Annotated in this window: 7 protein-coding genes and 1 pseudogene; 4 read left to right on the plus strand and 4 right to left on the minus strand. The window is 49.7% G+C overall.

Annotation, left to right across the window (positions count from 1 at the left end; all coding sequences use genetic code 11):
* Window positions 1–94 precede the first annotated feature (94 nt).
* Window positions 95–264: pseudogene (locus tag AC3Y2E_RS06810) on the plus strand (transposase); the annotation flags it as partial.
* Window positions 265–292: 28 nt separating this feature from the next.
* On the opposite strand, the gene AC3Y2E_RS06815 reads toward AC3Y2E_RS06810, so the two are convergent.
* The 3 genes from AC3Y2E_RS06815 to AC3Y2E_RS06825 are packed head-to-tail and all read right to left on the minus strand — an operon-like array spanning window position 293 to window position 2,158.
* Window positions 293–658, minus strand: coding sequence for a GntR family transcriptional regulator (locus AC3Y2E_RS06815; protein ID WP_379208490.1), 366 nt, complete (start codon window positions 656–658; stop codon window positions 293–295).
* On the minus strand, window positions 658–1,311 hold the full coding sequence (locus AC3Y2E_RS06820) for an ABC-2 transporter permease (protein ID WP_379208493.1): 654 nt from the start codon (window positions 1,309–1,311) through the stop codon (window positions 658–660). Before AC3Y2E_RS06820 ends, AC3Y2E_RS06815 begins: the two co-directional genes overlap by 1 nt.
* Window positions 1,304–2,158 carry an ABC transporter ATP-binding protein gene (locus tag AC3Y2E_RS06825; protein ID WP_379208495.1) on the minus strand — a complete coding sequence of 285 codons (855 nt, stop codon included), beginning with the start codon at window positions 2,156–2,158 and terminating at the stop codon, window positions 1,304–1,306. Before AC3Y2E_RS06825 ends, AC3Y2E_RS06820 begins: the two co-directional genes overlap by 8 nt.
* A gap of 412 nt (window positions 2,159–2,570) precedes the next feature.
* Between AC3Y2E_RS06825 and AC3Y2E_RS06830 the strand changes: the two genes are divergently transcribed.
* The 3 genes from AC3Y2E_RS06830 to AC3Y2E_RS06840 all read left to right on the plus strand — a co-directional run bounded on the left by AC3Y2E_RS06830 (window position 2,571) and on the right by AC3Y2E_RS06840 (window position 10,923).
* Window positions 2,571–6,791 (plus strand): S-layer homology domain-containing protein, encoded by a 4,221-nt coding sequence (locus AC3Y2E_RS06830; RefSeq protein WP_379208497.1) that lies wholly within the window; start codon window positions 2,571–2,573, stop codon window positions 6,789–6,791.
* A 269-nt stretch (window positions 6,792–7,060) separates the two neighbouring features.
* A complete protein-coding gene (locus AC3Y2E_RS06835) occupies window positions 7,061–9,883 on the plus strand; it encodes a winged helix-turn-helix domain-containing protein (protein WP_483875094.1) in 2,823 nt (940 codons plus the stop codon).
* Between the two features lie 116 nt (window positions 9,884–9,999).
* Window positions 10,000–10,923, plus strand: a complete 924-nt coding sequence (locus AC3Y2E_RS06840) for an NAD(P)-dependent alcohol dehydrogenase (RefSeq protein ID WP_379208499.1) — start codon at window positions 10,000–10,002, stop codon at window positions 10,921–10,923.
* A 94-nt stretch (window positions 10,924–11,017) separates the two neighbouring features.
* On the opposite strand, the gene AC3Y2E_RS06845 is transcribed toward AC3Y2E_RS06840, so the two are convergent.
* Window positions 11,018–11,917, minus strand: a complete 900-nt coding sequence (locus tag AC3Y2E_RS06845; RefSeq protein WP_379208501.1) for an Rpn family recombination-promoting nuclease/putative transposase — start codon at window positions 11,915–11,917, stop codon at window positions 11,018–11,020.
* Between the last annotated feature and the right edge of the window lie 110 nt (window positions 11,918–12,027).

Below are 12,027 nucleotides of genomic sequence, written 5' to 3' on the forward strand. Positions count from 1 at the left end.
GCTGCGATCGGCTTATTAAATCCCTTATGGATAAAGGAAAATCCTAAAAAAATAATAGGGTCTTGACAGAAAAAACACCCCTTTGTTTGGTGAAATTGTGGATGACTCGGTTCTTCGGCGAAACCGCAGCAAAAAGCGGAATTACTTGCCCGTGTGTTCGACCATACGACAGGGCGTTTTGTCAAAGGCTTCAACATGCTGACGTTAGGCTGGTCCGATGGGTTTAGCTTTGCACCGATTGACTTTGTCATGCTGTCTTCAGCCAACACGTGGTTTTCTGTTATATCACAGTTCAATAAACTTCCTTCAAAAGCCCATAAACTTCATCTATGGTCAGGCCAAAGGATTTGTAATAGGAAGTATCGATAGCCATCTGATTCAAGATCATTTCATTGCGTTTTTGAAGCATCTCATCGGGTGAGAGATCGGCGACAAAACATCCTTTGCCGGTTACGGTATAAATCAAACCATGCCGTTCGAGTTCTTCCCACGCTTTTTTGACGGTAATGATACTAACACGAAGCTCCGTTGCCGCTTGTCGTATGGGCGGCAAACTATACCCATTCTCTAGTTCGCCCTTGAAAATTTGTGCGCTGATTTGTTCAAAAAGCTGCTGATAAATGGGTTTATCAGATGTGTTCGAAATCGCTATGTTCATTATATTTCCACTTTCTCAAACCGTTTGTTGGCAATATGATAAGCGATTATCGTAAATATCGCAAATATCACGAAGCCCGTAATCAGAATTGAGAGTTGAATGGCCAAATTATCAGCACCAATTCCTTTGAGAAGATCAAACACGAACGAATTTTGTATGCCGAGCCATTCTGCGCCCCCGGCAAACAGTATAGCAGCTGCAATGGCTACAAACGCTGGCGCACCGTATTTATACGCCGTCTTGTAATACATGGAGATAAAAATAATGTTGAAAATCGCCAGCATGACGAAACAAAGTCCCCAAAAACCAAAGGAGGGTGCGAAGAAAATGTATTTCAGATTTGGATACAGACGTAGCGTCATTACGCCATAGAGCATGGCAACAACAATATGAATCAGCTCCAGGATTACAATAACAGACACCCTTGCTCTTACAATATCTTTTTTGGTTACAGGCATCATACTTGAAAATATTAAATCGTTCTGATTTTTATAGCCTGCAAACATGTTTGGTATCGTAATAAAACAAAAGTAAAGGATGACAAGGAAATATAACCATCCGGGAATCAGCATTAAAGCGCCTGTCAATAAAGGCATAATATAAAAGAAAGGACTTACGCCTAACTTTAATTCTTTCATTAATAAGTTATACATAGATATCCTCCTTCTTCGAGCAGTAGATCATGATCTCCTCCAGATTCGGTACGGATGATTTAATATCTGTCGATGGATCAAAGTCTTTTGTATGGATTAAGCCTGTGAAGCCAAAAGAATTTGTTTTGTAGGCGATTAGTTCGTTTTTGACCCGATCCAATTGCTCCTTCTTACCATTCAACAAGCGATACGTATCGATAAATTCTTCCTTTTCCGCACTGTTGATAATCTGTCCGTTATGGATATAGGTAATATAATCTGCACATTTTTCCAAGTCTGATGTGATGTGAGTTGAAAAAAGGATGCTGATCTCGCCATCTTGCACCAGCTCCTGAAAAATATCCAGCAGATTGTCTCTGGCAATCGGATCAAGTCCGCTTGTCGGTTCATCCAGAATAAGAAGCTTGGCGCCGTGAGATAAGGCTAGGGCCAAGCTGTATTTTACTTTCATGCCGGTTGATAATTCGGCTATTTTTTTGTCTTCAATCAAGTTGAATTTTTTCAAATATTTGTAATAGGTTTCATCATCCCAATTCGAATAGAACCTTTTGATCACATTCGTTAACGTTTTGATTTTGCTGCGTGTATAAAAGTTGATATCTCCAAATGCAGAGCCAATGTTTTGTTTCAATTCAACTTCATGCTCGGCCATGTTCTTGCCCAAAATATGAATTTCGCCGCTGTCGATACGTATCAAATTCAAAATGGATTTGATGGTGGTTGTTTTTCCCGCACCATTGGCTCCGATAAATCCCATAATATAACCCTTTTCCAGTTGAAAAGATATGTTTTTTAATTGAAAATGTTCATATTTTTTATTTACATTTTTGATATCTAATGCCAGCATATCGTCTCCTCCTTCCAAACTGTGTATATCGTGCATGCACAATATATCACTGGGACTATTCTTATGTCAATCTCTTTTATCAAATCCATATCTACTCCATATCTACTCGTTTTTGTCGATTTTCAGATGATCTTATCGAATTTGAGAGAAATTTGAGAGAGCCGTCAGGTAGAATACATGGGGAACCTGATTAAGTCACTCATGATCAGGGTATGGATGAAAAAATCCGAAAGCATTAACAATTGAAGCTTGGTAAATGATTCAAATTCAACAATTCGTGAGAGGCGAGTGAACAAACAACATGATCAGACGCAGTATATCTTTATTAACGGTATTATTTCTGTTAACGGGAATCATCCCTGCTTTTGCAGCAGTAACTAATCCTCTTGGCAATTGGAGTCTGCGGAGTCCGATGCCAACGTACCAAACTCTGAATAGTGTTGTATACGGCAACAGTATGTATGTGGCTGTGGGCGATATGGGAACGATTGTGACTTCCCCTGATGGCGTGAGCTGGACAAATCGGTCCCCCGTCAGCACAAGCACCCTTTATGGCGTTACCTACAATTCCGGAAAATATGTGGCGGTAGGAGTCAGCGGCACGATCCTGACCTCCACGGACGGTGTAACCTGGACACGCCAAATATCGAACCAGTCAACAACGATTTATAGTGTCACCTACGGCAGCGGCAAGTTTGTAGCGGTAGGCGCTAATGGAATGGCGCTAACCTCTACGGACGGGGTGAGTTGGAACAGTCATTCTTCGGGTACTACGGAGTGGTATACGACCGTCTCCTACGGCAACGGCAAGTTTATTGCGGCAGGAGGACGAACGATTGTAACCTCCAGTGACGGAGTGAGCTGGACCAGCAGCTCATCCGGGGCAAGCTCCGGTACTTATTTATATGGCACTGCCTATGGGAACGGCAAATATGTAGCGGTAGGCGACAAAGGTACAATAGCGACCTCCACCAACGGAACTAGCTGGACAAGCAGCGCCTCGGTCAATGGGATTAATACTACATTTAAGAGCGTCATCTATATAAACGGTCAGTTTGTGGTGGTAGGATTCAATGGCACGGTTATGACCTCCTTGGACGGTATAAGCTGGAATACCGTCTCATCCAACCAAAGCTATAGCTTTTATGCCGTCACCTTTAACAATGGTATGTATGTCTCTGTGGGATTCGTGGGGACGATTCGAACCTCCAGCGATGGAACGAACTGGACTAGTCGTACAGAAGGCACTCTAAATACGCTGAATACCGTTGCCTACGACAACGGCAAGTATGTGGCGGTCGGAGCCGGTGGAGCCGTGATGACCTCCGATGACGGAGTGAGCTGGAATAGCAGCGCATCAGGTACGATTAACAATTTAAAAGGCGCCGCCTACGGCAACGGCAGCTATGTAGCGGTGGGCAGTCTCGGGACGATAATCGCCTCCAGTGACGGAGCGAGCTGGACAAGTGTCGCGTCCAATACGACGAACGAATTGAATAGCGTAGCCTTCGGCAGCGATAAGTATGTGGCAGTAGGTAACAGCGGAACGATCCTGGCCTCCAGTGATGGGGTAAACTGGACAAGCGTCACTTCCGGCGTCACGAATTCACTTCGGGGGATAGTTTTTGGCAGCGGCAAATATGTGGCGGTCGGGGACTCAGGAACGATAGTGACTTCCAGCGATGGAGCAGCCTGGACAAAAGTAACGATCAGCGCTACGAATTCATTTACTAGCATCACATACGGCAACGGCATGTATGTGGCAGTGGGTTATTCCGGAGTCATTATGACCTCGAGTGACGGGGAAATATGGACAACAGCCACATCAGGAACTCCATTCGGTCTTGGCAGCGTGGCCTACGGCAACGGCTTGTATGTAGTCGTAGGGGCGGCGGGAATTGTATTGGTCTCCAGCGACGGGGTTACTTGGACAATCGGCAATTCGGGAGCCCCAGCTTATATGACGGGCGTGGCCGGCGGCAGCGGCATGTTTGTGGAGGTCGGTGGCAACGGCATGATTTTGGCAGCTGAAACGGTACTGAATGCACAGAATAACCGGATTATCGCCAGCATGAATAGTGCCGCCATGGGCAATCCGGTGGAGCTGACAGCTATAGGAGACCGGCAGCTGGCGGCAGGATTGGAGCCAGGATCCGAAAAATATATCCCGACAGTCTGGACATCTACGGAGAGTGGCCAAACAGGAACGTTCAGTTTATCCGGTGCTAGTTACAAATCGACTTATACCCCGCTGGCAGCGGGCGATTATACGGTTACAGCGACTTTCTTAAAGCAGACATGGGACGGAATCAGGTGGGTGAATACCGCAACAACGGACACGAAAACGACAACCGTCACGGTGAACGTGCAGGTCGACGCGCAATCGCCAATCATCAGCACACAACCGGGAAACCAATCGGTGAGTGTCGGAGACATCGCGAGTTTGAACATAGTGGCTGCCGTAAGCGACGGAGGAACGCTGAGCTACCAGTGGTACAGCAATACGACCAATAGCATGAGTGGTGGTACAGCAATCGACGGTGCAACAAGCGCATCGTATACAGCGCCGACAAACGGAGCGGGCACGACGTACTACTATGCGGTAGTAACGAACACGAACAACAGCGTCACAGGCAGCAAGACGGCAGCAGCAACGAGCAGTGCGGCCGTAGTAACGGTGAACGGCACATCGGTCTATTCCATTGCCCCGATTGCCAATCAAACGGCCGTTCCGCTTGTGGAGGGTTACGCGTCGGGTTCGCCGGAAACATTATCCATCGAGATAACTAATACCGGCACAGGCCATTTAACCCATTTGACAGCAGCGCTTAACGGTGCAAACGCTAACGATTTTGTGATCACGCAGCCAAATCCGACATTAAACAGCGGTTCGCCGGCTACAAGCTTTACGGTTAAAGCCAAAAACGGCCTGACTGCGGGCACTTATACGGCAACAGTAACGGTGTCGGCAGACCAGATGACGGATGTGACATTTACAGTTACTCAGGTGGTAAGCTTGCCAAACGCTACGCATCCGCTAAACCTTACGGCTTCCGGAGGGGATCGTCAGATTGCATTAAATTGGAACACGGTTTCCGGAGCGACTTATTATAACCTGTTCATGTCGACGGTCTCGAATCCAGTTAGCTATACATCCATTGCTACCGTGAGTGGCTCTACCTACAACGTGCATAACCTGACTAACGGCACAACTTATTACTTTATCGCGAAAGCAGGCAATCTGGGAGGCTGGATCGCGGAATCCAATCAGGCATACGCGACACCGGCAACCGCTCCGGAGCTGCCGTCAGACGACACCGGCAACAGTGGCATCCAGACGCCGTCCGTGCCTGTAACCCCGCCGACAACGGATAACACGAAAGCCAATGTCGACGTGCTCGTAAACGGTAAATTAGAGAAGGCGGGAACCGCATCCACGACCAGACGGAACGATCAAACCGTAACTACGATAACCATTGATCCGAAAAAGCTGAATGACAGGCTTGCGCAAGAAGGACAACGTGCGGTCGTAACGATTCCGGTAAACGCCAAATCCGATGTAATCGTTGGGGAACTGAACGGCCAAATGATTAAAAACATGGAAAACAAGCAGGCCGTACTAGAGATCAAAACGGATCGGGCAACGTACACCTTGCCTGCTCAGCAAATCAACATGGATTTCATTTCCAATCAACTGGGCAATTCGATCGACTTGCAGGATATTCAGATCCAGATCGAAATTGGGGCACCTGCAGCGGAGTTGGTGAGGATCGTGGAGAATGCGGCAGACCAAGGTTCGTTTACATGGGTTGTACCGCCAATAGATTTTACGGTGAAAGCTGTACACAAGGGAGTAACAATCGCAGCTTCGAAGTTTAATGCCTACGTGGAACGAACCATTACGATTCCAGACGATGTCGATCCGACTAAAATTACAACGGGAGTCGTTATCGAACCGGACGGAACGGTACGTCATGTACCGACCAAGATCGTTGTACGAGACGGCAACTATTATGCGAAAGTGAACAGCTTGACCAACAGCCTATACTCCGTTGTATGGAATAAGGTGGAGTTTCAAGATGTAAGAAACCATTGGGCGAAACATGCCGTAAACGATATGGGGTCGCGAATGGTCATCAGCGGCATCAGCAAGGACGAGTTCAGCCCCGATCGCGACATTACGCGCGCTGAATTTGCGGCCATCATCGTTCGAGGCTTGGGCTTAAAGCCGGAGACCCAAGGATCGCCGTTCGCAGATGTGCAAACGACGGACTGGTACAGCGGCGTAATCCATACCGCCTACGAGTATAAGCTGATCGATGGCTTTGAGGACAAAACGTTCCGCCCGAATGACAAGATCACACGGGAGCAAGCGATGGTGATTCTGGCTAAGGCGATGACCATCACCGATCTTAAAGCAAAACTTCCTGCAATTGCAGCAAAACGTACGCTCCTTGCCTATCAGGATGCGTCGGATGCATCCGCTTGGGCGCTTGGCAGCATTGCCGACATTATTCAAGCGGGAATCGTGTCCGGAAGAAACGGTGCTGAACTGGCGCCCAAAGCGTATATTACGAGAGCTGAAGTAGCGACCATCTTACAAAGACTGCTCCAACAATCGGATTTAATTTAAGTTGTTTTTCTAAGCTGTAACTAGATCGTTCGGGCTATTCTGCAACAGTAGCGCATGCTGCTGCAGGATAGCCTTGTTTTTTAGATATCGGATTTGAAGAATACAGATCAGAGAATATAGAAAATAAGTCCTTTGCCCTCGGCGGCAGTCTCACCGTAGAATCGCCGGATGGCATAAAATGTTCCAGCATATAGGCAAAATGATCCTCGTCCTCGTCAGAAACAATCGGAACTACCGTCAGTCAACTGGAAACAATAAGGAGGAACCGGATGAACCAAGAACCGTTAAGGAGAGAAATCGAATCGAATCTGGAGAGGAAAGTCGCATCCGATCCGAAGCTCCATAATGTTTGCTTTAGCCGGTCAATCCTTCTGACAGCTTTGCGCTTATTGACGGTAAAAGACAACGGTTATTATAATTTAGTTATGACCATTCCTATTATATCGACGAAATTATATATCCCTCCGTCCCGGCCGGACACGGTCCTCCGCCCTCGGCTGATCCAGCGGCTGAACGACGGCTTGCGCCGCAAACTGACCGTCGTCTCCGCCTCCGCCGGCTACGGCAAAACAACGCTCGTCAGCGGCTGGGCCGCCGGTTGCGGACGCCCTGTCGCCTGGCTGTCGCTGGACGAAGGAGACAACGACCCTGCCCGGTTTCTGACCGGTCTCTTCGCTGCCTTGCAGACGATATCGAGGCATAGCGGAGACAGCGTATTCGCCTTGCTTCCTTCCCCCCAGCCGCCTCCAATCGAAGCGGCAATTAACGCTTTACTTCTTGAAATTAACGTGAATCGGGAACCTTTCATTCTCGTTCTTGACGATTATCACGTCATTCAGGCCGAACCGATTCACCGTGCGCTCTCCTTGCTGCTTGACCATATGCCACCACACCTGCATCTGGTCATCGCCACTCGCGAGGAGCCACGTCTCCCCCTTCCCCGGCTGCGCGTTCGCGACCAACTGACGGACCTGCGGGCCGAAGACTTGCGTTTTACTTATGCCGAAGCGTCGGAATTTCTCGGGGGCGTCATGGGGCAACCTCTCTCTTCAACTGACGTCGCCCTCCTGGAGTCGCGTACGGAAGGCTGGATTGCGGGACTGCAGCTGGCGGCCCTGTCTATGAAGGAACAAAGCGACGTCTCCGGCTTCATCCGTTCGTTCACTGGCAACAACCGATTCGTCTTGGATTATCTAGTTGAAGAAGTGCTCCAGCGGTTGCCCGAAGACGTTCTTACTTTTTTACTGCATTCGTCCATTTTGGACCGGCTATGCGGTCCGCTTTGCGATGCCGTCGTTGACGGTCAAGTCCAAAGCCGGCAGCCCTTTCCCCTTTCCGCCTCCGGACAAGACATGCTGGACGATCTCGAACGCGCCAATCTGTTCATTGTCCGTCTGGACGAGGAGCGGCGCTGGTACCGTTATCACCATCTGTTCGCCGAGCTGCTGCGAAAACGGCTGCAGCATAGCTCCCCTCAGACCATAGAAACCCTGCATATACGGGCAAGCATCTGGTATGAGAACAATGGCTTGGCCCTTGAAGCATTCCGTCACGCCGCAGCTGCGAACGATATCGGACGTGCAGCCCGGCTGGTGGAGGGCGGCGGCATGCCTTTGCTTTTTCGGGGAGCGGTCGCTCCGGTGAAGGATTGGCTGGATGCTTTACCCGCAAAGGAACTGGACGCCAGGCCTTCGTTGTGGGTGATGTACGCCTCCGCCCTGCTGATGACGGGCCAGATGAGCGGCGTCGAGCCGAAGCTGCTGGCCGCCGAGAAGGCGCTGCATCACGACGAGCAGGACGATAAAACCCGCGATCTGATCGGCCATATCGCCTCCATACGCGCTACACAAGCCGTCAGCAGGCACCAGGCTGACACCATTCTCGCCGAGTCGCGCCGCGCGCTGGACTATTTGCACCCGGACAACCTGCCTGTCCGCACGGCGACGACCTGGTCGCTCGGGTATGCTTACCAGCTGAAGGGGGATCGCGCTGCCGCAAGCAACGCCTATACGGAGGCGTTATCGGCCAGCAGGCAGATCGGTCATCTCATCGTAACCATCATGGCTTCCCTTGGCCTGGGGGCCGTGCAGGAGGCGGAGAACAGGCTGGATCTGGCGGCTGAGACGTATCGGAACGTCCTGAAGCTGGCGGGTAATCCCGCGTTTCCGGCGGCATGCGAAGCGCATCTGGGCTTAGCGCGAATAACTTATGAATGGAACGACCTGGAGGCTGCAGCGGAACACGGGCGGCAGAGCGTCCGGCTGGCACAGCAGCTTGAGCGGACGGACCGAGCCGTTGCAGGCGAATTGTTTCTCGCCAAGCTGAAGCTTGCCCGGGGGGACGTACGCGGAGCAGCCGGTTGTATCGCTACTGCCGATCACTTCGCCCGCAGCCAAAACTTCGTGAATCAGCTGCCTGCAATTGCCGCTGCTCAAATCCTTGTCCTGCTTCGTCAAGGCAATCTGACGGCAGCCGCTCATCTGGCGCAGAAGTACGAGCTTCCCATCAGCCGGGTACGGGTACACTTGGCCCAAGGAAATACGTCCGCAGCGCTGGCGGTACTGAAGCCATGGCTCCGGCAGTCGGAGGCGAATAGGCTGGTGGAAGAACGCGAGCGGCTTCAAGCGTTGATTTTGCTGGCGGTTACCCTATATGCGCACAACGAGACCGCAAGAGCCATACAAGCTCTAAGGGACGCTTTATGTGCAGCAACGGCAGGCGGTTTTGTGCGTATTTTTGCCGATGAAGGGGTTGTGATGTATCGTTTATTACGCGAAGCGGCTGGACAAGGAATCATGACAGACTCTCTGAACAAACTGCTGACCGTAATGGAAGCCGAAGACCGGGGTAGCGGGACCGGGTCTCCTCCTGGGCCGTTCTTATCCGGGAAGGGGTTGATCGAGCCGCTTAGCGAGCGGGAGCTTGAGGTTTTGCGACTGATCGCCCAAGGGCTGTCCAACGCTGAGATTAGCGGGCGGCTGTTCCTCTCCCTTAGTACGGTGAAGGGACATAACCGGAATATTTTTGATAAATTGCAGGTCAAGCGGCGCACTGAAGCGGTTGCTTATGCTCGACAATTAGGTTTGCTGTAAGCTTGATTCCTGGAAAGATACCACTAAAACCTGCTTCAAACCATACTTTAGTATCTTCAAGACAACTCCATGTACAGCTATACTCCTTACAAGACGACATGTGTAGGAGGAAGCCCATGAAAGCGATGGTATGCACCAAATACGGACCGCCGGACGTTCTGCAGCTCCGGGAGGTCGCTATGCCTGTCCCCAAAGATAAGGAAGTGCGGATTAAAATTCACGCGACCACCGTAACCTCAGGAGATTGCCGAATCCGAAGCTTCAACAGCCCCGCCTTATACTGGATTCCGATGCGGATCGTACTGGGCTTGAGCAAACCGCGAAACCCGATTCTCGGAGTAGAACTGGCCGGAGAAGTCGAAGCGGTCGGCAAAGCGGTTACAAGGTTCAAGAAAGGCGATCAGGTTTACGCGATAAGCGGATTCGCTTGCGGTGCCAATGCCGAGTACATTTGTCTGCCGGACAACGGCAATCTGTTCCATAAGCCGGCCAATGCCACCTATGAAGAAGCTGCAGCCCTTCCGTTCGGGGGAACTACGGCGCTGCATTTTTTTCGCAAAGGCCGCATTCGCCAAGGACAGCGGGTTCTGATCTATGGCGCTTCCGGATCGGTGGGAACCTCAGCGGTACAACTTGCCAAATATTTCGGGACAGATGTAACGGGCGTATGCAGTACGTCGAATCTGGAACTGGTGAAATCGCTTGGAGCCGATCAGGTCATCGATTATACTCATGAACCGTTTACGGATCGGAGAGACCAGTACGATATTATTTTCGACGCCGTCGGCAAAATCTCGAAATCGTCCTGCAAAAACACACTGAAGCCTGGCGGGATCTTCCTGACCGTGGATGGTCAAGGTATAGCAAAGATACTTACGGAAGATTTAATACTCCTTAAGGAGCTGTTCGAGACAGGCCGCATCCGTTCGGTCATCGATCGATTCTATTCCCTCGAGCAGTTGCCCGAAGCTCACCGGTATGTAGAGGCAGGACACAAAAAAGGAAACGTAGTGATCCGGGTGAGCCACGGTAACCACTAGACGGAATCGCTAACATCTCAGCTTGTAAAAAAATCGCTCTGCCTTTCTTCTCGAAGGGGCAGGGCGATTTCTTAATTTGGGTAATATAGCACCGTTAACGCTGGTTAGTCTTTTCAGATTGTCCAAGCGATTGAATATCGGATTCGGAGAGACCGCTTGCTTTTGCGATGACAGAAACTTCAATCCCTAGCGCCAGCATATTTTTGGCGATTTCGACAGCTTTTCGGTGTTCTCCCTCCGCCAATCCTTTAGCCATTCCCTTGACAATTCCCTCCGCTACTCCTTTTTCGGTAGCCCATTCGATCATAGAAGCCTCATCGTGCAAATACTTTTGCCGCGCCTCGTATAAACGCCGCGCTTCCCGATCCTGGCTTAGAAACTCCAGCGTGTCCATTGCTTTTTTCAAAGTAGGTTCGTTCATCTCGAGCACCTCCCAATTCAACTTGTCGGCACTTTTCAGAAACAGCAGCCAATTTACAAGTCCGCCTTCGACGGAAATGGACAAGTCCTCCAATTTAGACAGTTCCATAAAATGAACCTCGATATCGTCACTTAACTCCAGCCCCGTATGATCTTCTCTTAAATGAAACACATTATGATACCGGTCGTTAGCAATGAAGGAATAGTTCAATATATTGATAGTGACGCACTTTTTTAGTTCCTTGTAAGTCTGTCCTTCCTGCAATTGACTGGAGTAGCGTTTGCTCCAATAATAAAGTGTCCTCTTTTCAATATCGTATTTATTAAAAAGCTGCATCTCGATATTGATGAGTTTTCCTTCTATGGTTTTGGCCCAAATATCGAATATAGACTGTTTATCGAGCGGAGCATCCTTCTCCGTATACGGATTTAACAGAACAATTTCCGATAAGGGCGGTTCACCTGATTCTGCAAACGTACGATTTAAAAACGTCAGCAAGACATCCTTGTTTTCTTCACTGCCAAATATTCGTTTGAAGACGAAATCGTTCCGTGGATCAAGCAACTCCGACATCTTACGAATCAACTCCGTTTCTTTTCATTATACCATGGCTGATGGAGGATTCTACAGTTGACCGCTGGCTGCAAGTGAATAATTAGGCGGGACTTGGATGCGTCAGAACC

The organism is Paenibacillus sp. MAH-35 (assembly GCF_058135425.1).